The organism is Vibrio ruber DSM 16370, from assembly GCF_900163965.1.
GTDB lineage: Bacteria > Pseudomonadota > Gammaproteobacteria > Enterobacterales > Vibrionaceae > Vibrio > Vibrio ruber.
In genome coordinates this window covers 1-26623 of the sequence record NZ_FULE01000036.1, presented here as the reverse complement: position 1 = coordinate 26623, position 26623 = coordinate 1, and the positions used below count along the sequence as shown (strand labels likewise).

Sequence of the window (26623 nt, the reverse complement as noted above, 5' to 3'; positions counted from 1 at the left end):
AAGAGCCAAACACAAAAGCACTGAGCAAAAATGCTCTGTTTTTAGCCGATATTAACACTGCTACCACCTTGTAAAGCACCACCACAACTAATCGGGTCACCAGCGCGGGCTGCTGGCTTGCCATCAACCATTACCGTACCTGAACCTGCTGCAATAGAGCGTCCATGAGGTGGATGTTTCGGCTTATCATGTGGCGCAAGAGGATCACCTTGTCGGGCCGCAGGAATACCATCATATTTAACGGTTCCTGACCCTGCGGTGACAGGAGTAGGAGGAAAGCCATCATGATCAGAACCTGTATTACCAACGACGATTCCGTTTCCCATATTATGCCTCTGTTGTTAGCTGATAAAAGTATAAATTAATGCAAAATCAGTTTAATAATCATTCGATTTTGCCGGCAACTACTTAGAATCTATCTATTTTATTTATTCTTGCCGGTTATTTTTTAATCAGTTGGGCAATATCTTGCCTGACTCAAGCAATATATTGCCTAATTGGTGAAATAATTTTCTCTTATATTGACAAAATAATCTAGTGCAGGATATCTAAAAACATTTTTATTATTTAATAAATTTTTATTTACCGCAGAAGATCACAAAATGAGCCAAGGCCACATGTCAAACAGATTACATTTATGATACACACCAATAATTTGCATAAAATTTTCACAAAAAAGTTTTCATTTTGACAAAAAAAGTGTATGTTATTCGGTTTTTATAAAATAACCATAGTAATTTTCTTGCATCAGGTAGATAAAATACGTTACTCACAGAATCGCAAGATCATAAAAATATGATGTTGATTCCATTTTTAATGCGACTTGAATGAATTAAATATTTATTTCACACATATAAAAATATACCCCCCCATATACTCATGTGTGATATTCCGAATTTTTAATCCGCAATATATTTGAAATGTTCATTTTTTATTCACCCAATCTATACACTGGTCATATCAGCCTAATTGTCGCAAAAGAAATAAATAGCTCAGCTCAATAGAGATCTGTTCACTAAAAAAAGAATTATCAGGCGCCAATAGCCCATGTTATAGAAATCCGCCAGAAGATGATTCAACTCATTCAGCGATAATATTTTCCTCATTTGCGGCCAACATCAAAATCGAACATGATTTATTTCAATCAATCCTCTTACCTCTCAAAAAGTCCTCTTACCTCTCAAAATAAGTGATAATGTGCTTGTTTTCATATCGTAAATTTATCCATACTACTTATATTGTCTTTTATGCATCCTATTTATAATAATTCGGCTATTTACTCATAAAAACAATTAAACTAAACAGATATGCAATAAACAACTCAGATTTTTCCGGAATCCTAACAGGCGGAGTGGCTTTATGTTCAATCTATCTTGGCGAAATGCCTCAAAAAAACAATCCCAGCATCACGAACCTCCAGTCAAGGTTAAGGCAATCACAAGCCATCAGATTGGTACCAGTCAATTGAAAGAAATGAGCTTCCATGCCAGTGCAACCACGCTTGTTCTCGCCTATGTGTCACCGCATCTCCCTTTTGCGGAAATTTCAAGAAAATTAAAAGAAGCAATGCCTTTTGCCAAGCATGTCGTCTCGATCATGAGTGCCGGAGAACTGGGAGGGCGGGATAAGCAAGGGCTCTATCATGCGACACCGGAAAGCTGGGATAATATCGTCATCCAAAGCTTTAGCGAGCAGGCATTCCAATCGATTTCTATTGCTCAGATCGGGCTTCATTGTGAAGATATTAAAAGTGGCCAGATCAAACTCAGCCGTCAAGACCGGATCGCGCGTATTCAGGATGAAATAAAAAAAGTTAGCCTTGATTTTCCCGTCAGCTATCTCGATACCATTGCCTTGACTTTCTTCGACGGTCTCTCCTCTTCTGAAAATTTCTTTGTTCAAGCCCTCTACCAGTCGGATTGTTTTCCTTGTTATCTCATTGGTAGCTCAGCCGGTGGTAAGCTGGATTTCAGTCAGGCCGATGTCGCCTTAGATGGAAAAATTCTGACCAACAAAGTCTGTCTGGTGTTTGTCAAACTGGCACCGGCAGTTCGATATGGCATTTTAAAAACGCACAACTTTGAAGTGACCTCAACTCACTTTACGATTGCCGAAACCAATGCTGCCACGCGCACCGTGAAAACATTCCTTGACGAAGCGAGTATGACACTCCAGTCTCCCCTGTCGATGCTATGCCGCCATTTTGGCTGCGCGTCATCTGAGCTGGAATCGATCCTCGCTCAGTACAGTTTCGGCGTAAAAATTGGCAATGAAACGTATATTCGCTCCATTGCCAATATTAACTATGAAGATGAAACCATCAATTTCTTCTGCGATTTTTCATTCGGTGACAAGTTATATCTCATGAAGGCAAAAGATTTTGCCGGGTCTATCCAGCGCGATTACGCAGCATTTCAGCGAGGTAAACCGCGAGAGCCTATTGCAATGCTCGCGAACGACTGTATTTTACGCCGCTTACATAATGGCTCTTCACTCTCTGCCGTGCATAATTTTGATCATATTCCTGCAGTTGCCGGATTCAGTACATTCGGTGAATTCTTAGGGCTGCATCAAAATGAGACCCTGACAGCGCTGTATCTGTATCAAGTGAATGAAGGCGAGTCATTTTATGATGAATACACCAATAACTTCCCCATTTACTACAGTCATTTCAAAGCTTATTTCTTACAAAATGAATTGCACAGTTTGAAGAAAGTCGCCTCACTGCAACAGACAACCATTCAGGATTTGTTCCGCTACAAGGAATTATTGGGACGGATGCTTCAAAGCCTACAGAGTGTCGCATCCTACGCCAGTGATACGTCAGACGTACTCCAAAAGGTTCAGACTCAGTTTTCCGGGCTCTCCGGTGAAGTAAAAAAACAAACCGAACATAGTCAGGCACTCCAGCAATATGTCGAAACCTTAAAAACTAACTCAAACAAAATTCAGGATATTCTGGACGTCATTGATGGTATTGCAGAAAGAACTAACTTGCTGGCACTCAATGCTGCCATTGAAGCAGCCCGGGCCGGAGAACAGGGACGAGGGTTTGCCGTGGTTGCCGATGAAGTCAGAAACCTATCTAAAAATACCCAAGAAAGTCTCAGCTCTACCGGAGAAACAGTCAATAATCTTTATTCTTCCATTGATGCGATCAAAGACGTGATTGAAACAACCGTAGCACTGATGGAGCACGTCAATCACTCTTCGCTCGGTCTGAACGAAGAAATGGGCAAGATGTTAACGCTGTCCACCGAAGCATCTTCCAGCATTGAAGAAAGTATTAATGACATCAATGAAGTTCAGTCTGAACTGGCACAAATTGATCAGAATGTTCTGACCATCACACGCCTGACCGAATCTCAAACTCAATAGTTCCGGCTCGTATAACACCATTTCTCCCTTGATGGCGAAATGGTGTCTGCCTCGTAACCCCGGAAAAATATCATTCCCCCACCTGAGATAATTCGGTAAAATTGCGCTTTGCGCATGAAAATGTATCCATTGAGGGAATAGATGGCGACCATCATTGATGTCTGTAAAGCAGCCGGTGTCTCAAAAGCAACCGTCTCCCGAGTGATCAACGGTAGCCCGCACGTCAAAGAGATAACCCGGATCCGCGTTCTTGATGCAATGAAGTCACTGGGATACCAGCCGAATGTTCTCGCACAGGCATTGGCAACCAATACCTCAAACACGATTGGATTAATCCTGCCGCATTTTGACAGTTATTACTTCGGTTCAATCTTAAAACAAACCGCACAAACGCTACAGAAATCCCAAAAGAAACTGTTCGTGATGGAAAGTCATAACAGTGAAGCCGGAGAAATAGAAGCGCTGAACACACTCGCGCTGCAGCGTTGTGATGCCATCATGATCTACAGTCGTTATCTCAGTGAACCCCAATTGATTCAATATCAAGAGCAAACACAAAGGCCGCTGATAGTACTGAACCGCAGTCTATCAACACAGCAACTGGTCAGTTTCAGTTTTGATCAATACCAACTCGGCTCGCTTGCCATAGAACATCTGCTCAAGCTCGGCCATCGCAACATTGCCTGTCTGACTACACCGTTGAATCATCAAACCGGTCAGATACGGTTGCAGGCTTATCGCGATCACCTCGCTAAAAACAATATTCCGGTCAATGAAGCGCTGATTATTGAGGGAAAGAGTACCCACATTTGGGGATATACTGCCGTCATGCAGTTATTGGATCAGGGGCAAACATTCAGTGCTATTTTTTCTTGTAATGACGATATGGCACTCGGAGCAATCCGGGCGCTATATGAACGTGGGCTTACCGTTCCTCAGGATATTTCCGTAATGGGTATCGATAATGAACCGGCGGCATTTTATTCGATTCCGAGCCTGTCCACCGTCTCTCTTCCGATCGAGCAATTAACCATCGATGCAACAAATCTGGCGATTGATATGGCAAATAAGATAACCACGCCACCACAACATTTTGAATATTCCGGTTCACTGGAACTACGAGAATCAACACACCCACTCTCATAACCTCTCATTCCTGTCTGGTCACTCTCACAGACTGACGTACATGCGTGTCTCTGGCGCTACAGGACGCAAACACATATTTTCGACAGCATTGACCGGGTCTTAACCCTAAATTAACCCCTATATGATAAGCAAATATAAGTCAACTTAATAATTCGTTACACACATATATTAAGTGTGACTAAGTTCAAAAAATTAGAAAACAACGAACAAATTTATACTATCGAAGTCACAACTATTTCGACTCATAATCACTCTCGACATAACGAAATAATAAATACAACCAACAACGAATATGGGTGAGATTATGAAAAAACAACTATCACTAGCTGCCGTAACTGCAATTGCAACGCTACTTTCAGCCAATGTATTTGCATCTGAATCACAATACGACATGAGCATCTATACGCTACCAGATCAAGCGATTGTCAAAGTGACCGAAAACGGCCAACCTGTGAGTCAGGTTCCCGTTGAAGTTGATGGTGGCAGTCAGCATCAAACATTGATGACTTCTGAACACGGCACTGTCATTGTAGAAAACAATGAAAACCATGCCCGCAGCTTCAAAATTAGTGTCCATGAACCAAACGGTGAAAAACTCGTCACTCACCGCTTTATTTCAGTACAACACTAATCCAAATTAATCTGTCCATAGGGCTTTCGGGCCCAACCTAAACAACAGGGGAGCGCTGCTCCCCTGTTTTATATTGAAAGCGGGTGAAGCCGCGATTCATTTTCGTGTTCATGACTGAATCGCCATCGCCAGCAAACTGATCGGATGGATTGCCTCAAGCCGGGTATTTTCCTCAATCTGCCATTTACAGGTTTCACAATCCGTGATTACCAGATCCGCACCGGATTGATCAATCGATTCAAACAAATGTGCCCCGATCTTCATCGATACCGGATAATTCTCAACCTTAAAACCATACGTTCCGGCCAGACCGCAACATTCACTATCCAGCACCGTGACAGTAACCCCCGGGATCATTTTCAGTAACTCAATGGTAAAGATTGCCTGCCCGCTACGCTCGAGATGGCAAGGCGTGTGATAAACCACATTCAGATTCAATGGTTTCATGACCGGTTGCTGCCCATTCATAAATGATCGCAGCAAAAATCGCGTCACATATTCGATTTTGTCAGCAACCTGAGTATTATCGACCCCCAGCACATGTGGGTATTCCTGCTGCAAGGTAAACGAGCAGGTGGAAGACGTGGCAAGAATCGGGGTTGGATCCTCTCGCACAGCCGCGATCATCGACTGAATATTTGCCTCGGCATTCTGGCGCGCTTTATGATGAAATCCGTTCGCCATCAAAGGCACGCCACAACATTTTTCACGCTCCAGCAAACGCACTCCGACGTTCATTGCATTCATCACTTTGACAAAATCTTTTCCCAGCTGCGGGTGGTTATAGTTGACATAACAACCGTGAAAATAAGTCACCTGATGCTGATACCGTGCCTGATCAGCGCAGTTCTGTCTGAACCAGCGCCTGAATGTTCCATGCGAATACTTGGGTAAAGATTTATGCTGATCAACGCCAATCATCCGATGCATGGCTTTTTTAACCATCGGTAAAGCGGTCGTTGCATTGATGACCGGAGCCAACGGTGACGCCAGTGTACCGAACAGATCAGTATGACTGAGTACATAATCACGGATTCGTTTCGGATTGAGCGGCTCCTGGCCATATTTCCCACGAGCTACGGCAATCATATCGCCAATTTTCACCCCGGAAGGACATGCGGTTTCGCACCGTTTGCAATTGGTGCAATATTTCAAAGCTTCATCGTAATAAGCCGGGTTTTTGATGCGTAAACGTTCACCGTCCGGGCCGCATTGCTTTGGCCCCGGGTAATCAGGGTTTGCCTTCGAAACCGGACAGTAAGCCGTACATACCGTACACTTGATGCACTGTTCAAATGAGGTACTTTGTGGTGCAAACTGACTAAAAAGACGATTCATGAAATAACCTCCTGACGATCAGCCGGGCAAAGCGTATCGCTCATGCATTGCGTGACGGCATGATATGCCGTTGCAATCGCAACACCACCGCCACTGCCTTCAAAAACCGGGTCATATCCGGCCAACATGGCACCACAACAATAAAGGTTATCAATGCGCTGACCGCGATAACTCGGATGAAGATGGGCGTCAGTTGACACACCAAAGGTCATAAACGGATGTGGTTGATCAGCAATAAAATCATGTGTTCCCCATTGGGTTCGCGGAGTCATTTGAGCAACATCCAAACCGAAAACCGGTTCTTTGATCGCCTGTCGTGATGCCTGAAGTCCCTGACTGAAATAGCTACCGGTTGCCATGATATAGTGCCGCGCACGAACCGGAATATCGGTCAGATTACGGGTATACACCTCGGCCAGACTCTCCCCTGCAAAGTGTCCGCTGAGAACTTGATCTCCTTTGAGATGAATCCCTCCCGCCTGAATAAAAATCCGGTGTAACGCTGCTTCAAGGCGAATTCCCATCAATGACGGCGGCATCGTCGGGACTTCATGAAAGTGACGTTGCGTTGCCTGTTGTAATTGCGCCAAGGTTGTCATCCCATCACCATGACCAACCACCGCTGGCAAAATCACCAAATCATCAGCGCAGGTCATTCGGGTCAGTTGCTCACAAAATGACGACCAAACTGATGCCTGCTGCAACGAGTGAGCAATATCCAGCGAGCGCCGTTCACAAGGATGACGCTGATCGTGCGCAACGCTGGGGAGACGAATGGTAGCAATCCGTATCGGTATCCCGGCAAAATCAGCCACGCGGGCTAAATTATCTTTCAGGATCTGAGGCTGAAAATCACGATACCCGGCCAGCGCAACAATCACAATTTCGCGGAAATTCGCTTGCGAACGGTGCTGATACACATACGGCTGAGATAGCCAAGTCGCTTTCAGGGTGCCAAACGGTGTAATCCGCCAGTGATTGGCGTAATCCGGCTGATGAGAAAACTGAATCTCCGCAGCCAACATCTCTTTAAACCACAACAGACTCTGCTCTACAGCCGAACGGCCGACTTTCGCATACGGATGTTGCTGTAAGTCCGCCTGTCCCGGTAATGCAGAGGAACCAAATGGGTAATTTTGTAACTGAAGAATGGCAGCGAAAGGATCCTCAACCCGCTCGCCCGTGGACAAACGGCCCAGCACATCGATGGAACCGGAAGAAAAATGCAACGCACTCTGCCCCTGACTGATCAACACGGTTTTCTTTCCCGCCTGTTGACTGCGAATCGCTGCACAATATCCGGCAATGCCACCGCCAATTACAGCAATATCATAATTCATCATTGCCATTCCTCCTGCTGAGTATCCGAGTCCGTCTGCGGTTGTTCACCAACACCGAGCAATCCCTGATAAATCCAGTAACTGAACTCTGCTTCTCGCAGCGCATTACCCCAGAAAATCGGTTTGATCCCTTTCCAGCGTTCTTGCAAAAAATCGGTCAGTAGGGCCCCCGACTGGCAACCATCCATACCGGCATATTCAGAAAACAGCGCGGCTGCCCGATAACTACACAGTTCCCCCTGACAAGGCCCCATCCCTAATCGGGTCCGACGCCTGAGATCCATGAGGTTTTTTACATCCAGCTGTTGAATTGCATATTCGATCTCACCGGCAGTGACCATCTCACACTCACAAATCACGGCCTGACTTTCAGGCGTATCCGCTAAAAATTGTTGCGCACGTTCTCCGTGACGATAAATGGCTGATTCATAAACCGGCTTGGCGAGACTGGCGGTTTTTCTCGCCTTTTTCGGCATACCGTTCGCGCCGGGCAATGGCTTGATATGCGTTTCACACGGAGCTGTATGACCCAGTTTCTGGGCGACCATATCAGTTGCCCATTCGGCCATGAGACGATAAGTCATCAGCTTACCCCCGGTAATCGTCGTCAACCCTTTCAGACCATCCCGCGCTTCATGATCGAGTAAAACGATTCCCCGGCTGATATTGCGACCGCTGCCATCATCATCAACAGACACTAATGGCCGTACACCGGCATATGCTCTCAATACCCGGGTATTGGCCATAATCGGGGCTAATTTCTCCCCTTCTTTCAGCAGTAACTCAACTTCTCGCTCCGTCACCTGTAAGTTATCAATCTGGTCATAATCGACATGTTCAGAGGTTGTACCGATTAAAGAAATGGTATCACCGGGAACGAGGATATCGGCATCGGCCGGTTTACGGCAGCGATTAATTACGAGGTTATTAATGCGGTAATCGAGGATCAGCAAAGACCCTTTGGCGGGAAACATACGAATCTTCAGGTCAGCATATTCGCAAATATTCTGCCCCCAGATGCCAGCGGCATTCACCACCTGTCTGGCATATATATCAAGGTGTTCACGGGTATCCGAACGCCAGACTCGGACACCAAGCACCGTATCGCCCTGACGAATCAAACCCTGGACATGTGTCCGGTTCAAGACGCGCGCACCATGTTCTTTCGCATCCAACACGTTCGCACTACACAGGCGGAACGGATCTAATGTGCCATCAGGTACTTTGACAGCACCAAGCAACTGCGGATTGACATGTGGCTCGATAGCGAGTGCTTCTCTGGCACTTAAACGCGTCGTTTCAATACCGGCAACCTCACACGCCTCAACAAATGTATCCTGATACCCCAAATCATCTTCCGGTAAAGTCACAAACAAACCGTCGGTCGGTTCAACACAGTGTCTGGCAATCCGTCTGAGGATCTGATTTTCCTGAATGCATTCTTTTGCTGACTCAGGATCAGTCACGGCATAACGTGCCCCCGAATGCAATAAGCCATGATTTCGCCCCGTCGTTCCGGATGCAATGTCATCTCGTTCAAGCAAAAGACAGTCGATACCACGTAATGCACAATCACGCATGATCCCGGTACCAGTAGCCCCACCACCAATAATGACGACATCTGTTTCTAACCTTCGGGCAACCGCCATAAGTCTCAACCTTTCGCTCAATTCACTTACAAACAGTGTGTCATTAATTTATAAAAATGTTCGATATATTGCTCACAAAAGCGCGAACGAACATTTTATTGCAGAGGTTCAATCAGAAAGCGTTAATATTGAGGGATAAGTCACCATGAGGTGATGATGAAAGCAACAAATAGCCTGAGAGCAGAAAATAATCGGCTCAAACACCAGACAAACCCAGTGGCCTTTTCCATTGTCTAACACGTATTAAATTGCCATTATCAAGCATTTTATTGAATATAAAATCCAAAATATGAGCTATTTCTCGACTCAAAGCGATACTCAGACATCGTTATTGACCCACCAAACGGAATGCCATACCTTAAAGGAATGCTCTAATTAACAAAAATAGAAATAAAAGGGACACATTTGTGCTCGAACACTCATTAATTGTGTTTGTTTGTTTTCGCAAAAAGAATTCTATGCAGAATAAGCTGGGCATATATGTGAGTAAAACAAGGACTCTACCTATGGCTCGAACAAAACAACATACCCTACTAGGGGAATGTATTGCTGAATTTATCGGAACAGGGTTACTGATATTTTTCGGTGTTGGCTGTGTGGCGGCTCTGGTTTTAACCGGTGCTTCATATGGACAATGGGAAATCAGTATTATTTGGGGGTTCGGTGTGTCGATTGCGATCTATTGCACGGCAGGTGTCTCCGGCGCTCACATTAATCCCGCAGTCACGATTGCTCTGGCAGCATTCCACGGCTTTAACAAAGCCAAAGTACTCCCTTACATTGCATCGCAAATCCTCGGCGCATTTTGTGCTGCGGCATTGATTTATGCGTTGTATAGCAACCTCTTTATCAACTATGAAGTCACCCATGACATCCTGCGTAGCAGTCAGGATGCACTCGCAACAGCCGGTATTTTTTCAACCTACCCGAATGCGTCGTTATCCTTCTTTGGTGCCGTTGCCGTTGAATTTACCATTACCGCAGTGCTGATGTTCGGAATTCTGGCGCTCGGCGATGAAAATAACGGTGCCCACAGAAACGCGATGAATCCCCTGCTGATCGGTGTTCTAATTGCAGTTATCGGCAGCTCATTAGGCCCATTGACCGGCTTTGCCATGAACCCTGCCCGGGACTTTGGCCCCAAACTCTTTGCCTATTTGGCAGGTTGGGACTTTGCCTTGACCGGAGGTAAGGATATCCCCTATTTTATTGTGCCGATCATCGGGCCGATTGCCGGTGCGTGCTTCGGTGCCTGGGCTTATCCTAAGTTCATTGCAGCATACCTGCCGACAGTAGGTGTGGGGTGTACCATCCCGAACCAGTGCGATGTGCCCGAAGAAGAGAATGAGGAAGCGCATATTTAACTGCACTGAATCACCATCTATTGCCGCAACAATCAACAGAACAAACAACAGAACAAACAACAGCAACAAAAAGAAGTTAAGCAGCGACTTAATAAAACATGAAACAATAAAAGATGAAGGAATGAACCATGACTGAGCAAAAATATGTCGTTGCCCTTGATCAAGGGACTACCAGCTCAAGGGCCGTCGTACTCGACCATGACGCCAATATCGTCAGTGTATCTCAGCGTGAATTTACTCAAATTTATCCCGAAGCCGGCTGGGTCGAACATGACCCGATGGAAATCTATGCAACCCAGAGTTCAACATTAATCGAAGCAATTGGTAAAGCTGGGATTCGCAGTGATGAAGTAGCAGCCATCGGGATTACCAACCAACGTGAAACCACGATAGTCTGGGATAAAGAGACCGGTAAACCGGTCTACAATGCCATTGTCTGGCAATGCCGCCGAACCGCTGAGATCTGTGAAACCCTCAAAGCACGCGGACTAGAATCTTATATCCGGGAAAATACCGGGCTGTTGCTCGACCCCTATTTCTCCGGCACAAAAATCAAATGGATTCTGGATAATGTTGAAGGTGCCCGTGAAGATGCTGAAGCCGGCAAACTGCTGTTTGGTACTGTCGATACCTGGCTGGTGTGGAAAATGACTCAAGGACGCGTCCATGTCACAGACTACACCAACGCATCCCGGACGATGCTTTTCAACATCAACACCTTGCAGTGGGATGAGAAGATCCTTTCTGAATTTGGCATTCCGCTATCGATGATGCCGGAGGTCAAAAAATCCTCGGAAGTCTACGGTAAAACCAACATCGGTGGTAAAGGCGGAACCCGGATTCCAATCGCCGGGATTGCCGGAGACCAGCAAGCCGCACTGTACGGGCAAATGTGTGTTCAGGCAGGACAAGCGAAGAACACCTATGGAACCGGCTGCTTCCTGTTGATGAATACCGGTCAGGAAAAAGTGATCTCCAGTAATGGCCTACTGACCACACTGGCCTGCGGCCCGAATGGTGAACCCGCTTACGCACTTGAAGGTGCCGTGTTTATGGGTGGCGCTGCGATTCAATGGCTCAGAGATGAACTGAAACTCATCTCCGACGCCAGAGACTCCGAATACTTTGCCACCAAAGAAGACACAGCAAACGGTGTGTACGTGGTACCGGCATTCACCGGCCTTGGTGCGCCTTACTGGGATGCTTATGCCCGCGGCACGATTGTCGGCCTGACCCGGGGCGTCAATTCAAACCACATCATCCGAGCCACACTCGAAAGTATCGCCTACCAGACCCGAGATGTGCTTGATGCCATGCAGGCAGACTCCGGTATCAAGCTGGCCGGGCTGAGAGTAGACGGTGGTGCCGTTGCCAATAACTTCCTGATGCAGTTCCAGTCAGACGTACTCGATACACAAGTGCTGCGCCCCAAAGTCACTGAAGTGACCGCCTTGGGAGCCGCCTATCTTGCCGGCCTTGCCGTCGGTTTCTGGGATAGCCTGGACGAACTGAAAAACAAAGCAGAGATTGACCGCACCTTCATCCCTCATCATGATGAAGAAAAACGGCAACGTCGTTATAAAGGCTGGAAACGCGCAGTGAAATGCGCCCAAAGCTGGGCAGAGATGCATAACGAAGAGTAATTAGACACACCGATTATGCAAAGCGCTAAGCCAATCTGGCTTAGCGCTTTTTATTGGCGTTCAATAAAAATAGGGAGGTGATCAATCCTTTGTCCTGAGCCTGTTCCATTACGCTGGTTTAGCGGTAAAGTTGAGTGCTCAGTCGCTTTGTCAGTCTACCAACTTGTATAGTTTAACACCAAGATTACCCAGTGCTTTTGACACGAATTTTAACGAGTTTTCATCATGGATATGCTTGAACGGGTGGCTTTGAGTACCAGTCAATGTGTTGTAACTGAACTGTTCAACCGCTGTTGCCGCTGTTCGTAGTGCTGTGTCTTTGGCAATTGTCGACACTGGGTTACTACCGTTATTTGCTTTATTCAATGGGTTGAGCAGTAAGTCCTGCGCCACTGTATGTAATGGGTGCATTTTCAACACTCGGACGCCTTCAAGTAGCAGTTGCCTAGTATCATCGTGGATCATTACCGTGGCGTGGGCAAAGTCGGTTTCTGCTGTTAGCTCACTATCGCCGTAAGACAACACAACCTTTTCATCAGATCCGTAGCTGTCAATGTCCAAAGTTTTGGTCACTTTACCTGCTTGCGGATCTGTATTGGCCCCGGGATTCAATTGTGGATCATTGATTACGGTTTGATTGGGAAGTTCTTGTAATTGCGATTGGTCATTGTCTGTTAGACCATTGGTAAAGATGTACTTGTTCCATTTGACCATTTCACCGCCGACCAACAACCAACCGACATGGGCCCCCTGGCAAGAGCCGTAGACAGGCTTGCCTTGGTCTAGCGCCGCGACCAACAGGGCAAAATCCACCAGGGTTTCTTTGAGTTCATTGAGGTTGATACGGACCCTCGTGGAATGAGAATGTCCGGTTTCGTCGACGATTAGACTGCGGCTGGCCAGTCCCACTTGCTCATCGTGATAAGGCTCCCAAGTCTGACGATCGATAAAAAACGGAGGTAAGTGGCCCATACCCGAAGGCGGGATAAATAGTGATTTATAGGCCGCCATGATGGTCATGGCATAGTCGTACATGCCCAGTTCATGAACCAGACCATATACATCGACTTGGTTCGTGTGCTCATAAACTTCTTGTGAAATTCCGTTTAAGTGGCCACACAAGTTAAGGTCATCTAATCCGGTGTTGAAATTATTCTGTACTAAAGTCGCCAATGCCGTCGCTGCTTGGGCAACGTCGGTAGGCACGCCCAATCGGTCCGCGTCCGCAATACCTGTTATCGGTATCATGATGACATTGGCGTTATGGGTAGAAAATACGCTAAAACCTTGTTTAGTACGGGTGGCCAAACCGCCGTTTTCCCCACCGGACAAACCGGTAAGATATCCGAAGCGGCTACCGTCACGTTGGGAAACCAATACATCACAAAGCAGCTCCCGGCTAATGGCGTTGCACAGTTGTTTCAGCTGTTGAGCAGTTTCGTAGCGCAATTGCAAAGCCAGCAATTTCGACTGTATGCTGTCGATTTGACGTTGTGAGTTTCTCAGGTCACACAGGTTTTGTTTACTGATCGCTTGTTGACATAAGGTCAGCTTTTGCTTCAGCAGAGGTTTGAGCTGTCCGAGCAAATTGACAGCGCTGATTTCGGTGCGGTTAGAGCGACCATCTTTTCTTTTCCCCCCCATATGTTGCATTCTTACCTGATTGGATAAATCTTCAATAATACGATCAATTACGGGGTTGCACATTTTATGTCCTCACCAGAATCTTCAAGAACGGTTGGGCAAGATCTTATCTGTTGGGATCATGTAATACTGCTGTAGAGTCGGGAAAAAGCAGGGGGAATCGCGCATCCTTACGTCAACATGACGATTTTTTGGACATGTCCTTCCCATTCGTGACTGTAGTGGACAAATAAAACGGGGCAGAGCCCTCCTACTTCACCACACACATCGGCGTGCCCGCTATCGGATCCCGGTGAATTTCCGCATCCAGCTCAAAGACATCCGCCAGCAACTGCGTGGTTAATATCTCTGTCGGTTCACCTTGCGCCACAACCTTACCGGCTTGCATCACAATCAGATGATCACAATAACGACAGGCCTGATTAATATCATGCAACACCGTGACGACGGTTTTCCCCTGCCGGTTCAAACGACGCATCAGTTTCATCAGTTCAACCTGATGGTTTAAATCAAGATAAGTGGTCGGCTCATCAAGAAAAACATAATCCGTATCCTGCGCCAAGGTCATTGCTAACCAGACCCGTTGACACTGACCGCCGGAAAGTTCAGCGATTTTTCGCTCGGCAAAGGCGGTGACCCCGGTTAACTGCATCGCTTGCTCGACTTGCTGCTGATCGGTCTGTGTTAGCTGCCCCCAGAAACCGGTATAAGGACTACGGCCATAGCCAACCACATCCCGAACTAAGATGCCTTCCGGAACCTCCTGAGACTGAGGCAACAGCGATAATACCCGCGCAATTGCCTGTGATGAGTAATGACGGATATCTTTGCCTTGCCACTGAACCATTCCTGACTGCGGCGTGAGAATACGAACCAAGGCTTTCAGAAGGGTTGATTTGCCACACCCATTCGGCCCGAGTAAAGCGGTAACCTTGCCTTCCAAAATCTGCAAATTTACCTGCTGAACAATCGGTGTATCACCGTATCCGACATCAAGATTTTCGGTCTTCAGTCCCATCTTTATCTCATTTTGACTAATAAATACAAAAAGTAAGGCGCACCGATTGCAGCGGTCAGAATCCCGGCCGGAAGTTCAATCGGTGGATCAATCACCCGCGAGGTGAAATCTGCAACCAGTAAGATCAGTGCCCCGACTAACATGCCTGTCGGCAGCAAAATTTGATGCTTACCGCCGACCAGTTGGCGCGCCAGATGCGGTGCAATCAACCCCAAAAAGCTAATCGGCCCGCAAACCGCGACCGCGGCTGATGTCCACCCAACAGCGATTGCCAGCGCGATCAATCGCGTCAGACTGACCGTTACCCCGAGGCTGGTAGCCCGTTGTTCGCCTAATACCAGAATATTGAGCGGATGACTTAACCCCAGTACCACAGGCAGTAGTACACACCACGGCAACAATAATTGAATTTGTTCCCAGCTTCTTCCCCATAAACTACCGGTCAGCCAGAGTAAGGCATTGTTGATATCTAACGGATGAATCAGCATGATGAAATCAATCGCACTGGCATAAAGCGCCGCAAGAGCCACACCGGTTATCGCCAGTTTCACCGGTGCCAGATTGCCCCGCACCAACAACGCCAGAAGCAATGCTGCAACAATCCCTCCGACCAGCGCAGCCCATGGCAGCCAGAAAACCGAGACGGCCGGGAACAGTGTCATCATCGCGACAGCCGCCAACCCTGCCCCGTGGCTGACACCCAGAATATCGGGAGACGCGAGCGGATTACGAATCACTCCCTGAATCAACACCCCGGCTGTGGCTAACATCGCCCCGACCACAATCGCCACAATCGCGCGCGGAAAGCGGTATTCATAAATGGTAAAAGCAAAAGCCCCCTGATTGTGTAAGCCCTGCCATAGCTGCGTCCAGCTGAGATCAACCGCCCCGAATTTCAGGCTGACGACAAAACTGGCGACGATAAGCCCACTCAACAGCAGCGGCATCTTCAATCCATGATTCATCGTTCTTTCCTGACCAGATAGATAAAACAAGGCGCACCCATCAATGCCAGTACAGCACCGGCTGGTGTTTCTGAGGGGAAAATCACCCAGCGACTAAAAATGTCAGCGCTTAACGTCAGCGTAGCTCCGACCAAAGCCGTGCCCGGCATCAACCAGCGCAGATCATAACCAAATAATTTCCGCGCCATATGCGGCACAATCAAACCGACAAACGCAATTGAACCGACGGCACTGACACACACGCCGACGATAATAAAAACCAGTAATCCGCTCAACGCCCGAATCCATGTCAGACGGACACCGAGACTTTTAGCCCGCTCATCTCCCAACGCGAGTAAATTGAGTTTGGGAGCCAGAGCCCATGCCACTACCAGTGCCCCCGATATCGGCGCCCAACTCAGCAACACATGCTGCCAGCTCACACTGGCAAAAGACCCGGCAAGCCATGTCATCACACCGGTAGCTTGATCTTCCACCAAAATCACCATCGCTTTGGTCATGGCACCGCACAACGCTGAGACTGCAATTCCAGCCAAAACCAGCTGTTTACGCTCAGCCCCGACTCGCCATGCTCCGCCAAGAATTACGACAATCGACCAAGCCAGCGCACCGCCGATAATGGCGGCAATTGGCTGGCTAAGATAGGCTTGTTGTAAAAACAGGGTTGATGTCAGCGCAACGCCCAAAGCAGCACCGGCATTAACACCAAACAGACTCGGCGATGCAAGCGGATTGCGGGTCAGCGTCTGCATCAGCAGCCCGGCAACCGCCAGCCCTGCGCCCACCAATAGGGCTTCAATCACTCTGGGCAGACGAATTTCAACAATCACAGTTTCAGCAATACTCAGCGGCTGGGATGAGAAGAACGCATCGTAGGGGGTCGTGAGTGACATCGGAATCGCAGAAAAAGCGCATAAACCCCACCATCCGAGCACCAAAATCAAACCACTCAGACACAACAACAGCATCATACGCAACATATAAGAGTGAGCAGTTCCGGGAAATATAGCGCGACGGGGAAGACTCATGACGATAACGGAACCAACTGAAGCAGATCTTTCGCCATATATTCAGCCGCCAGAATCCCCCGACAGCGTGACCAGAGATTACCGCTGACAGAAAGCACATGATGCGCCCGTACAGCCCCTAACATCTGCCACAAGGGCTGCTTTTTCCACCGATTGATAATACTGTTCGGGGTATAGTCTCCGATAATTAAATAATCCGGATTCATCGCCAACAACTGCTCCAGCCCAATCTGGTGACTGGCCCGGTCATCATATAAAGCCGGTGGCGAAGTAAACCCTAATGCCTGAGCCACGCCACCCGCGTAGGCATCATTGGCATGGGCATAAAAGCCATTTTCCCGCGCGACCCCAAATAGTAACGTTTTGCCTTGCAAAGCGTGCAGTTGCTGACGATATTGCGCCATCCGTTGTTGATGTAAATCTAAGCGTTGCTGCATCGCCTGCGCTTTGCCGACCACCTCACCGATGATCGCTGCGGCAGCGAGATTATCCGCATAAGTCTCGCGCCGAGAACGTAACATCAGGGTCGGGGCAATTTTATTCAGTGCGTCATACACCGCAGCATGACGATCCACATCAGCAATAATCAGATCGGGTTTAAGCTCGGCAATCATCTCCAGTGACGGCTGAGAACGTGTTCCGACCGAAACCCAATCGGAAAATTGCGCGCGGACAGCCGGGAGTATCCGGTCAGCATCTTTATCGTCGGCAATCCCGACGGGGCTAACATGCACGGCTGCCAATGCATCGGCAAAAGAGAACTCCAGTACCACAATTCGCTTCGGAATATAATCGATTGAAAAGGTGCCTCGCTGATCCTGAACCGTCACCGCCAGAGCCGATGTAGCAAATCCACAAGAGAGTATGAGTAGCAAAGCAATACGTCGCATAAAGCACTTCAGCATGTTCAAGACATCCAAAAAAATCAAAGCATTGAGTTATATAAATGAGAATTGTTCATATTACGAAAAACTCAGATATAACACCAGCGGCAGGAAACGGTTTGTCTCAGCCATATCCGGCACTACCTTTACAAAAAGCCAATACAAAACCGACACAAAAAGGCCCGGAAGAGTCCGGGCCAAGACAGATCAGAATGAATAATCCGCTTGTAAGTAAACGCGCCGCCGCTCACCGACAAACGAGCCGGTTGCTTCGGTAAAGCCACTGACCGCATAGGATTTATCAAACAAGTTCTTCACATTTAACTGGAATTTCCAGTCATGCCACAACGTCTGCCATGACATATCGTACACTGTAAAAGACTTCACTTTTTGCGCATCTTGTGTGAGCTGTTCACTGACATAATCCGCGCCGAAGCCAATCGATGAATCAATCGCGGGGAAATGATAGCGCGTCCACAAACCCAGTTGGTTGTGCGGTGCGTTCGCAAAACGCTTGCCGACCGTGCGGTTCGAGAACTGTTCATCCCCCTGTTTGACCAGCGTATCGTTATACGCGTAAGACAAGTTGGCAACCCAGTTCGCCGTTAAGTCAGCCAATACATCGACTTCGATGCCCTGACTGCGAACTTTGCCGTACGCCACCTGTTTATCGCTGTCGTTCGGGTCGGTCTGGAGTACGTTTTCCTTGGTAATGTGGTAAAGCGCCACATTCATATTCACCCGGTTATCAAACAGGTAAGTTCTCACCCCGGTTTCATACATCAGGCTCTCTTCCGGATCGAACGGTCCGCCATTATCAGAAGCCTGAGAGGCCGCAGCCTGAGGGACAAAGCCGGTTGCAATCACCGCATAAGGGTGAAATTGCGTGTTAATTTTATACGTCGAGCCAACCCGATAAGAGAAACCAGACCCGGAATACTGTTCCTTAGTCTGTTTTTTCACATCAACCACTTCATCGCGGTAGCCGTCCAGCCGAACACCTGACAACACATTCCACGCGTCGGTAATTTGCCATTGATCCTGAAGATAAGCACCGTAACGTTCTTCACGTGAATCGGTATGCTTGGCGAGGGAGCTTTTATAGGATGAAACATCATCCGGTGTGTAGTCGGGGTTCGTCAGACTGCGATCCGAGACACCATCTTTACGCTTGGCACGATGATAGGTGAATTCATTGTCCAGCCGATAATAATCCGCACCGAACAAAATGGTATGTTGGTCTAGCTGAGCAACCAGATTTGCAGTCACTGAGCCTGCTTTATTGGTTCTCAACTGATCCCGATATTCACGGGTTACCGTATCATTTCTGCCATCGCTGTTGGTATCTTTCAAGCTTCTCGATTCGTGATACTTCTGCGTATCTTCATTTTCAAAATAGCGGAAAGTCACATCACCGGAGAGCCAGTCATTAACATTATGATTCATATGCACCTGATAGAATTGCGCCTCCAGATCATGATAATCGCTGGCATCATTAGCATTCCATGACGGAGCGGCTAAAAAGTTACCGTCGTCATCAGTCGGAATGCCACGAATCCGGCCGCCGCCAATATGTTGCGTGACATTGATATATTGCAGACCAATCGTGGTATCGTCTCCGGCATCCCACTCGTAACCTAAATCGATGATACGGTTACGGGTATCGGTATTTTGACGGTAAGGATTCTCATGATCCTGATAAATACCGAGACGATAACGCTGTGACTGCTCGGCATTGGCAGAACCGGACAACTCAACCTGAGCACTGGCGAAATCCTGATTGCCACCGGTCACAGCCACATGACGCTTGGTCGCATAAGTCGGCTTTTTGGTCGTATAGTTGATGGTACCACCCGGCTCGCCACTGCCCATCACGGCAGCCGCAGGGCCTTTCAATACTTCTACCCGCTCAATATTAAATAACTGTGGAATCGACAGCCCTTCAAACGGATCGCCCCGCACACCATCATATAAAACATGATCCTGACGGAAGCCACGGAACGTCACATAAGAGTAGTTGTATTGGCTGACACCGCTCATTGAACGGTACAAATCGGTAATCTGCCGCGCCGCCTGATCTTCAATCAACTGGCGGGGAAGCACTTGAATCGACTGCGGTGTATCATCAATCGCGGTTGGTGTCCGGGTTGCAAAGGCGGTTTCTTGTGCCCGGTAAAGTGACAGTGCCCGGCCATGAACAGTCATAGTTGCATCGGCTGGGGTTGTTTGGGTTTCGTCACTTGCCACTGCTGCGGCAGAAAAGCTGAGCGCGATCATCAATGCTAAGGGTGTTTTTTTACCCGGAGCAGCAGATGTCGGCGCTTGATTATTGTATTTGGCATCAATCATGGGATGGTTTGATCCGTCAATAAAATGAGATATGTATCAAAGAAGATGAAAATCTAAATGAGTTTAATTCTTATTTCAAGTAATTGTTAAATTTATCGCGGAAATGGCGTCAAATTGCCGGGAAGTTAATGCATTTTGTTGTGTATTGTGGTGATGAGGGGTGGAACTGGTTTTATATTCTCCGGCTCCAAAATGGCTGTGCTGTCGTTTGGTGCGTAATGTCCTTTGATTTAATTGGCATCAGTGGACAATTTTCACTTTCCATTTTCAGCCTTTGGCTCCCGTGTATGACGCACAATATATTTTCCCGCTCTCAGCAGCATTGGTGCTCAGTGCGCCAATTCATCTTTCAAGAATGAAAGACGAACCAGAAAATTCTTTTTGTCTGGCAGAGTCGCACGCTGTCCAGAACCAGCTTTTACGGGCGTCCTGCCCGGAAAAGCTTAATCATTCTTCCTTGAATGATTTTCTTGGTTGGGTGGCTGATTTTAATTGGGGGAAACACCGAATCAATAAAGTTAAATTGATCGATGCTCTCAGGCAGAATCAAGCCGCCCCAAACAAACCCGTTCAACCACTGCTTTTAACTGCAATACTCTCCCCTCAAGGTAAGCCAGCTCTTCTTCGGTGATTTCATAATGCTCTGAATAACGGGCTTCGATATAGGCCCGTTGCAAACGGCGGAAACTGCGACGGTGGAATTTATTGTCGAGCGGGAAAATCGTTTTAAACTCAGGTTCTATCTGCGCGCACAGTTTACTCAGCTTTTCAATATTATGTGATTTGGGTAAGTAATTCGTACAGACAAGTAACGCGCAGGCGAAAAACTTTTCTGCGGATTGATGAAGTTCAAAAGCAGCTTGCTCAATACGTTTATCTTTCATGGCATAACCGAACATCGCGAAACTATCATGTGCACTTTTAACCCATCGCATAAAATACTTTTGCGAAATTTCCCGTTTTTCGGCCTCGGTTAAATCACCCGGCTCCATCAGTGGCTTCGGTGTCGCGGCAAACAGTTCAATCCCCTCTTCACGGATATCCTTAAAAAAATAGTGCCCCTGTTGCAAGCGTTCATTCACTTCCTGTAAATCGTGAACAATCAAACCCAGCGGCGCGGATTTCACTTTGCGATCAATTTGCTCTTCAGCCCGCTGCCAGACTACATAATCCTCCACCAAGGCAGCTTTATTGACGATCACCAGAATATCGTAATCGCTGATATAACCATTGACCGGATCGCTGACCCAATTCCCTTTGGCGTGGCTACCGAACAGAATAATTTTCAGGATACGAAATTCACTTTTACTCCCCGTTTTTCCCTCAAGATAATCTTCCAGCGTATTGCGCAAAATAGTCGAGATCGTGGCAAGCTCTTGTTGTTTAAATTCAGGCAGGTGGTCGAGGGAGGTTTTCATAAAACGTGCTTCGCTTTGGTGGATGACATGGCTATAGCATAAAAGAAGCATTCATAAAAAAACACTGTTTATCATAGTTTTAGCGCGGCTCAAAGGTAAAATGCGACGCGGTTCTTTTTTATTTTTTGCCTTTATGATTGTCTCAGGTTTCAGCTTCGAGGCATGACACAATGCCCTTCTCTGAATTCTGAGACATGGGGGGGCTGACACAGAAATTTGAACACGACCGGGAATTTCGTTATCAGAGAACTATTTATCTTTTATGTATTATCATGCTTCAAGTAACAAACTGTATGAATCAAATCAGATCCCGGCACATACCGAATTTGTAATTCATTGTCATCCCAAAAGTATTTATCCCAAGCACCAACAGCACCTAAGACAGGTATTTTTTTCTCTTCGGAGGATTCATTGGGGATACCAAACTGTTGACGCACACTACTTTTATCCGTCACACCTTGTAGATTTCCTGTTAGTTTGGCTGGGTCTGTTATAAATATTGAAGTGACTGTTTGGCTTTTCGTATCAAACTGGATCTCTAATCCGGCAATGTCAGAACAAATGAAGAACTCTTCGTTATAGCCATCAATTTTAGACGGCACATTCCCCGATATTAGGGATAAAAAATCAGCTCGTTGGAGAAGGCTCTCATATTTTTCACCAATCAGTCTGAAATAATCAACCATGCTAATACCATCCATTTTCTTTATTCAGATTATGCAATTTATCTCTTGCTTCTTCTAATTTTACCTCAGTATAACCATATTTAAGTAAGCATTCTTTTATTGCATCAAAATTTGAATTTACCGCTTTTTCAAGGTTTTCAGCGTCTTCAATTTGCTTGCCTTTTTGGTTTCTCCCCCCATATGTTTCACTACATTTTTGATGTACATCTCTTGGAATTGCAATGCTCGCAGCACTTTTTATAAATTCTGCTTTTTCAGAACCAAGCAGCTTTACACCATACATTTTCTCGGCTGCTCTAATTAAAGCAGCCCGAGATGGAATATGATCAATATCCATCCCATCTTTCGCACTTCTTGCTGCCAACTCGCCATAAGTCCCAACTTCTAACGGTTTTACTTTCGGCTTATCCGTTTTCTGATACACCACATACAACGGCGGTAAACCGGTCTCTGCCGGAAAGGTCAGAATATAGTCTTGCAGATCTGCATCAGCAATTGGGGTGATGTAGGTGTTATCAAATTCTTGCCCTTGATCCGCTTGCGGATGGATCCAGATATCGAACTTTTCCATCTCCGGGATGGGATTAACCAGAATCGGTTTACCGCCAAAATCACCACTGATCGGCACCCATTCAATAGTGACATCCGGCCCCAACTCGACGACAAACCGCTCACCAACCCGTTTTACCTCACGCTTAGGAATATTCGCCCCATTGACGTGATAGCCGTAAATCCGACCTTTCGTATTGAAACCCAAGCGAATATTGGTTTCAACCGTGTCTTTATTACGCATATCAGCAGCGCTGTAGAGCGTACTGTCCGCTAATTTGTTCGGCACAAATGCCGCCAGAATGCCAGCCCGCCCGACGATCTTCATCGCCATTCCCGGCAGTTCTGCCAGCGCAGCGCCGCCAATACGCGTTAAAAAAGCTTCTCCAGATGCTGCACTTACCCCTTGCCCGATGGCCAGTGTATAAGCTGCATAATCCCCCAGCGCAGAAAGCGACTCTCTTTGTGTACCGATGTCACACGTACCGCTCGGCACCAGCGCAGATTTAGCAAAACGGGAGGGTTTGACTGGTGGCTTGTTAAATGCGTTCAGCCATGCGGATGAAGGCAGTGGGATTTTATCCAGCTCTCGTAATCGTTCCTGACGCTGCCTGACCAGCCGCTCTGCTAAAGTGAGTTTCACAGTTTTTCTTTCAATATAAGGCTCGGTAGAAACAAAGACATTCACACTGCCGGAATAAGTTGAACCAATGCCATGATTGACCCATTCAACTCTGGCGGTATAAGCCTTGTTAGCCAGCAAATCGAGATGAGGCTCAACCGCAGGATTCACTCGCCAGTATAGATTACCCCATTCATCCCGATCCCGGATCAGCAACGGAATCGATGGCACATCAGTCAGCAATACCTGATGACCGCTGCGAAGCTGTTCAAGAAAATCTGCAAAGCGTATTCCGGCAGGGATAACGGATTTCACATCTGACTCACGTAAGGCAGCAAAATCCCCTTCAACTTGAGCAAATTCATAACGCATCAGGTTGTAGATTTGAGTGGTTTGATAGTTCATTGACGTTGTTGACTAAGCCGTGATTGTTTTTATGAGTGAATGCTTATTGATAAGACTATTTTCATATGAATCTATAATTATACTCAAATAGATTTATAAAACATGTTTAAATTTGGGGTTTTGATGGGGAGTGGTTATTTTTGGAATGGGGGTAACAGGGAGGCTCGGTTGAGGTGATTAAATCGTGGTTTGGTGTGGCCAATAGTAAATCTGCTGGTTTGGTGCGCAATCCCGTTCTTTGATTTCATTAGCATCCTCGAACGCGCCCCAGGTACTTTTTCAAGGCCGAAAAAGTACCCCAAAAGGCCTAGAGGTTGAGCTCAGTGCCTGTTATCAGGGACGCTTTTATTCGCTCCTGCTCACGAAAAGCTTAAAATTCATCCCTGAATTTTCCCCTGAGAACATCGATTAAGTTGGCTTTTTAAAAAGATGTCACCCAACTCAAATCAACCACCCACCGAAGAAAACCATTCAAGGAAGAATGGTTAGGCTTTTCCGGGCAGGACGCCCGTAAAAGCCGGTTCTGGACAACGTGCGACCAAGCCAAACAAAAAAGAGTTTCTGGTTCGTCTTTCATCTCTGAAAGATGAACTGGCGCACAGAGTACCGATATCACTGAAACCGAAAAACATAATTGTGCGTCAAATTTGGGAGCCGGAGGCTGGGAAGATAAAACTTATGATGCAGGCGTTTGGTGCGTAATCCCGTTCTTTGATTTCATTAGCATCCTCGAACGCGCCCCAGGTACTTTTTCAAGGCCGAAAAAGTACCCCAAAAGGCCTAGGTTTAAGTTCAGCACGCATAATCAGGGTCGGATTGATTCGCATCCTGCTCAAGCAATCCTGAAAAATCCTCCATGATTTTTCCCCCTGAGTTCAGTGACCAATCTAACTTTTGCTATGTTTCACACCACGCAAATCAACCACTAATCAAAGAAAACCATTCAAGGATGAATGGTTAAGCTTTTCCGGGCAGGACGCCCGTAAAAGCTGATTCTGGCAAGCGATCACCCAAGCCAAACAAAAAAAGATCTTCTGGTTACGCTTGCATCTTGGCAAGAGTAACTGGCGCACAGGGCACCAATGCCTCTGAAATCAAGGAACGCAATTGTGCGTCATCTCTCGATATTATGATATTCAAAGCAAAAATCGAAAAATCGCCTAATGGCGGTTATCTGTAGTGTCTGGTCTGGTATGGCAACATTGCTCTGAGCATCAGCTTGAGATCACTTTTCAATCCCCACTTTCTCGCATACTTGTCAACTCTGTGGTCAAGTGACACAACCGTTGCCGTTTCCAGACCAAATTTACGTGACAAAAGCGCCACAACATTAAGCAACTTTTTTTGCTCTTCTGGAGTAACACAGTTATATCTCATTAATCTGTCGAGCAAATAACTGGCAGATCTTGCGGAGTTCGAGTCTAATTGGCTGATATCAGGTACAAAATTTTCATGCCAAACTGCAAGCGCAACTGATTTTACATCTTCAGATAATGCCTCGTTAAAATCTCGACTGACCAACCTGTCAAATGCCTGCTGCGCTTTCATGATAAAACCGTAATTAAAGACTCTTTAATACTTGTGTAGCATAAGCGATATTACAACGCAATCTATCTGGCGTTGGGCTGTAATATAAAGCCTCGCAAGCCCTCTTTGTAAAATCTTCAATAGAAAAACGCTCAGCCACGTATAGTGAGACAATATCATTCACATCATGTGAGGTACATCTGCCTAATTTTGATATAGCGATATCGACTGCGCTAACTAAGTAGATATGCATAACCGCTTCACCAGATTGGATGAGAATAGCGTCATCCCGCCAATCTGGGTGCAAATCTGGGATAGCTGGGTTAAATGTGTTATCAAATGAAAGAGTTCTATGCGTTCCGTCCTCGTCATCATAATCGGCATCATCTAACTCAACAATTAACTCGTTGATATCAAGTCGTCGACTCGCCTCAAGCTCAACATCAAGATCATTACTACCTCTTGCATTCGTGTAAATATGCACAGCACAGCCACCAAATATGAATGCTCTGATGGTACCGCTGGGGAGTTCGCCATATTTATCTTCGGCAATATTTGAAATTTCACTTAAAATTTCGAGAATCGCCTTTGCGAGAGGTGTATGTTTATGTAGTGGATTCACGCTGATACTCCTAATTAGCGAGTGTACAAAATCGCTGTAACATAAAAGAAGCACTCAGCAAAAAACACTGTTTATCATGGTCTTAGTATTGTGAATGGATAAAATGCGACTCGGTTCTTTTTTATTTCTTTCCCTGATATTTGTCTCAGCCTTCGGCTTCGAGGCATGACACAATTCTCTAGAGTCAGCGTTGCCTATCTGGGCAGGACGCCCGTAAAAAGCTGGTTCTGGATAACGTGCGACTCAATCAAACAAAAAAGATCTTCTGATCACGCTTGCATCTTGGCAAGCGTAACTGGCGCACTGGGTACCAATGCCTCTGAAATCAAGGAACGCAATTGTGCGTCAAATTTGGGAGCCTAAGGCTAGTAGGATAAAACTTGTGATGCAGGTGTTGGGGGGGGGGGGGGGGGGGAG

Annotated in this window: 20 protein-coding genes; 5 read left to right on the top strand and 15 right to left on the bottom strand. The window is 46.7% G+C overall.

The features are described 5' to 3' along the window. Positions 1-41: 41 nt before the first annotated feature. Complete coding sequence (locus VR7878_RS13690) at positions 42-326, bottom strand: type VI secretion system PAAR protein (protein ID WP_038184374.1); 285 nt, start codon at positions 324-326, stop codon at positions 42-44. Positions 327-1359: 1033 nt separating this feature from the next. Here VR7878_RS13690 and VR7878_RS21545 point away from each other — a divergent pair. From VR7878_RS21545 to VR7878_RS13675, 3 genes are all read left to right on the top strand, one after another. After that, on the top strand, positions 1360-3378 hold the full coding sequence (locus VR7878_RS21545) for a methyl-accepting chemotaxis protein (protein ID WP_077336651.1): 2019 nt from the start codon (positions 1360-1362) through the stop codon (positions 3376-3378). A gap of 141 nt (positions 3379-3519) precedes the next feature. Further along, entirely contained in the window at positions 3520-4524 is a 1005-nt protein-coding gene (locus tag VR7878_RS13680; protein ID WP_077336650.1) for a LacI family DNA-binding transcriptional regulator, read from the top strand. Positions 4525-4828: 304 nt separating this feature from the next. Next, positions 4829-5155, top strand: coding sequence for a hypothetical protein (locus VR7878_RS13675; protein WP_139344093.1), 327 nt, complete (start codon positions 4829-4831; stop codon positions 5153-5155). A gap of 108 nt (positions 5156-5263) precedes the next feature. On the opposite strand, the gene glpC is transcribed toward VR7878_RS13675, so the two are convergent. The 3 genes from glpC to glpA are packed head-to-tail and all read right to left on the bottom strand — an operon-like array spanning position 5264 to position 9482. Further along, positions 5264-6493, bottom strand: a complete 1230-nt coding sequence (gene glpC / locus VR7878_RS13670) for an anaerobic glycerol-3-phosphate dehydrogenase subunit GlpC (protein ID WP_077336648.1) — start codon at positions 6491-6493, stop codon at positions 5264-5266. After that, on the bottom strand, positions 6490-7836 hold the full coding sequence (gene glpB / locus VR7878_RS13665; RefSeq protein WP_077336647.1) for a glycerol-3-phosphate dehydrogenase subunit GlpB: 1347 nt from the start codon (positions 7834-7836) through the stop codon (positions 6490-6492). The genes glpC and glpB overlap by 4 nt, the downstream gene beginning before the upstream one ends. After that, entirely contained in the window at positions 7833-9482 is a 1650-nt protein-coding gene (gene glpA, locus VR7878_RS13660; RefSeq protein ID WP_077336646.1) for an anaerobic glycerol-3-phosphate dehydrogenase subunit A, read from the bottom strand. Before glpA ends, glpB begins: the two co-directional genes overlap by 4 nt. 506 nt (positions 9483-9988) lie before the next feature. Here glpA and VR7878_RS13655 point away from each other — a divergent pair. Together VR7878_RS13655 and glpK are read left to right on the top strand one after the other, a co-directional pair. Then, positions 9989-10846: an MIP/aquaporin family protein gene (locus tag VR7878_RS13655; RefSeq protein WP_077336645.1), complete on the top strand. Its 858-nt coding sequence runs from the start codon at positions 9989-9991 to the stop codon at positions 10844-10846. Between the two features lie 128 nt (positions 10847-10974). Further along, complete coding sequence (gene glpK, locus VR7878_RS13650; protein WP_077336644.1) at positions 10975-12489, top strand: glycerol kinase GlpK; 1515 nt, start codon at positions 10975-10977, stop codon at positions 12487-12489. Positions 12490-12639: 150 nt separating this feature from the next. On the opposite strand, the gene VR7878_RS13645 is transcribed toward glpK, so the two are convergent. The 11 genes from VR7878_RS13645 to VR7878_RS13590 form a co-directional block, all read right to left on the bottom strand. Next, the gene (locus VR7878_RS13645; protein WP_077336643.1) at positions 12640-14196 is read right to left on the bottom strand and encodes a hypothetical protein; all 1557 of its coding nucleotides are present in this window, start codon (positions 14194-14196) and stop codon (positions 12640-12642) included. 187 nt (positions 14197-14383) lie between these two features. Next, positions 14384-15151, bottom strand: coding sequence for a Fe(3+) dicitrate ABC transporter ATP-binding protein FecE (gene fecE, locus VR7878_RS13640; protein ID WP_077336642.1), 768 nt, complete (start codon positions 15149-15151; stop codon positions 14384-14386). Positions 15152-15153: 2 nt separating this feature from the next. Beyond that, positions 15154-16116, bottom strand: coding sequence for a Fe(3+) dicitrate ABC transporter permease subunit FecD (gene fecD / locus VR7878_RS13635; RefSeq protein WP_077336641.1), 963 nt, complete (start codon positions 16114-16116; stop codon positions 15154-15156). Beyond that, positions 16113-17144, bottom strand: coding sequence for a FecCD family ABC transporter permease (locus tag VR7878_RS13630; RefSeq protein ID WP_235862887.1), 1032 nt, complete (start codon positions 17142-17144; stop codon positions 16113-16115). The genes fecD and VR7878_RS13630 overlap by 4 nt, the downstream gene beginning before the upstream one ends. Next, the gene (locus VR7878_RS13625) at positions 17141-18034 is read right to left on the bottom strand and encodes a Fe(3+) dicitrate ABC transporter substrate-binding protein (RefSeq protein WP_306345805.1); all 894 of its coding nucleotides are present in this window, start codon (positions 18032-18034) and stop codon (positions 17141-17143) included. Before VR7878_RS13625 ends, VR7878_RS13630 begins: the two co-directional genes overlap by 4 nt. 201 nt (positions 18035-18235) lie before the next feature. Beyond that, on the bottom strand, positions 18236-20377 hold the full coding sequence (locus VR7878_RS13615) for a TonB-dependent siderophore receptor (RefSeq protein WP_077336637.1): 2142 nt from the start codon (positions 20375-20377) through the stop codon (positions 18236-18238). Between the two features lie 536 nt (positions 20378-20913). Further along, positions 20914-21795: a HEPN domain-containing protein gene (locus VR7878_RS13610; protein ID WP_159440471.1), complete on the bottom strand. Its 882-nt coding sequence runs from the start codon at positions 21793-21795 to the stop codon at positions 20914-20916. Between the two features lie 260 nt (positions 21796-22055). Next, positions 22056-22481 carry a DUF6392 family protein gene (locus tag VR7878_RS13605; RefSeq protein ID WP_077336635.1) on the bottom strand — a complete coding sequence of 142 codons (426 nt, stop codon included), beginning with the start codon at positions 22479-22481 and terminating at the stop codon, positions 22056-22058. Between the two features lies 1 nt (position 22482). Further along, the gene (locus VR7878_RS13600; protein ID WP_077336634.1) at positions 22483-24057 is read right to left on the bottom strand and encodes an S-type pyocin domain-containing protein; all 1575 of its coding nucleotides are present in this window, start codon (positions 24055-24057) and stop codon (positions 22483-22485) included. Between the two features lie 1170 nt (positions 24058-25227). Then, positions 25228-25605, bottom strand: coding sequence for a hypothetical protein (locus tag VR7878_RS13595; RefSeq protein WP_235862886.1), 378 nt, complete (start codon positions 25603-25605; stop codon positions 25228-25230). Positions 25606-25618: 13 nt separating this feature from the next. After that, on the bottom strand, positions 25619-26206 hold the full coding sequence (locus VR7878_RS13590; RefSeq protein ID WP_077336632.1) for a DUF6036 family nucleotidyltransferase: 588 nt from the start codon (positions 26204-26206) through the stop codon (positions 25619-25621). Positions 26207-26623 lie beyond the last annotated feature (417 nt).

What these genes read in the sequence shown, in the direction of transcription:
- VR7878_RS13690 (WP_038184374.1), bottom strand. Translation starts at nt 326, where the DNA reads ATGGGAAACGGAATCGTCGTTGGTAATACAGGTTCTGATCATGATGGC.
- VR7878_RS21545 (WP_077336651.1), top strand. Translation starts at nt 1,360, where the DNA reads ATGTTCAATCTATCTTGGCGAAATGCCTCAAAAAAACAATCCCAGCAT.
- VR7878_RS13680 (WP_077336650.1), top strand. Translation starts at nt 3,520, where the DNA reads ATGGCGACCATCATTGATGTCTGTAAAGCAGCCGGTGTCTCAAAAGCA.
- VR7878_RS13675 (WP_139344093.1), top strand. Translation starts at nt 4,829, where the DNA reads ATGAAAAAACAACTATCACTAGCTGCCGTAACTGCAATTGCAACGCTA.
- glpC (WP_077336648.1), bottom strand. Translation starts at nt 6,493, where the DNA reads ATGAATCGTCTTTTTAGTCAGTTTGCACCACAAAGTACCTCATTTGAA.
- glpB (WP_077336647.1), bottom strand. Translation starts at nt 7,836, where the DNA reads ATGATGAATTATGATATTGCTGTAATTGGCGGTGGCATTGCCGGATAT.
- glpA (WP_077336646.1), bottom strand. Translation starts at nt 9,482, where the DNA reads ATGGCGGTTGCCCGAAGGTTAGAAACAGATGTCGTCATTATTGGTGGT.
- VR7878_RS13655 (WP_077336645.1), top strand. Translation starts at nt 9,989, where the DNA reads ATGGCTCGAACAAAACAACATACCCTACTAGGGGAATGTATTGCTGAA.
- glpK (WP_077336644.1), top strand. Translation starts at nt 10,975, where the DNA reads ATGACTGAGCAAAAATATGTCGTTGCCCTTGATCAAGGGACTACCAGC.
- VR7878_RS13645 (WP_077336643.1), bottom strand. Translation starts at nt 14,196, where the DNA reads ATGTGCAACCCCGTAATTGATCGTATTATTGAAGATTTATCCAATCAG.
- fecE (WP_077336642.1), bottom strand. Translation starts at nt 15,151, where the DNA reads ATGGGACTGAAGACCGAAAATCTTGATGTCGGATACGGTGATACACCG.
- fecD (WP_077336641.1), bottom strand. Translation starts at nt 16,116, where the DNA reads ATGAATCATGGATTGAAGATGCCGCTGCTGTTGAGTGGGCTTATCGTC.
- VR7878_RS13630 (WP_235862887.1), bottom strand. Translation starts at nt 17,144, where the DNA reads ATGAGTCTTCCCCGTCGCGCTATATTTCCCGGAACTGCTCACTCTTAT.
- VR7878_RS13625 (WP_306345805.1), bottom strand. Translation starts at nt 18,034, where the DNA reads ATGCGACGTATTGCTTTGCTACTCATACTCTCTTGTGGATTTGCTACA.
- VR7878_RS13615 (WP_077336637.1), bottom strand. Translation starts at nt 20,377, where the DNA reads ATGATTGATGCCAAATACAATAATCAAGCGCCGACATCTGCTGCTCCG.
- VR7878_RS13610 (WP_159440471.1), bottom strand. Translation starts at nt 21,795, where the DNA reads ATGAAAACCTCCCTCGACCACCTGCCTGAATTTAAACAACAAGAGCTT.
- VR7878_RS13605 (WP_077336635.1), bottom strand. Translation starts at nt 22,481, where the DNA reads ATGGTTGATTATTTCAGACTGATTGGTGAAAAATATGAGAGCCTTCTC.
- VR7878_RS13600 (WP_077336634.1), bottom strand. Translation starts at nt 24,057, where the DNA reads ATGAACTATCAAACCACTCAAATCTACAACCTGATGCGTTATGAATTT.
- VR7878_RS13595 (WP_235862886.1), bottom strand. Translation starts at nt 25,605, where the DNA reads ATGAAAGCGCAGCAGGCATTTGACAGGTTGGTCAGTCGAGATTTTAAC.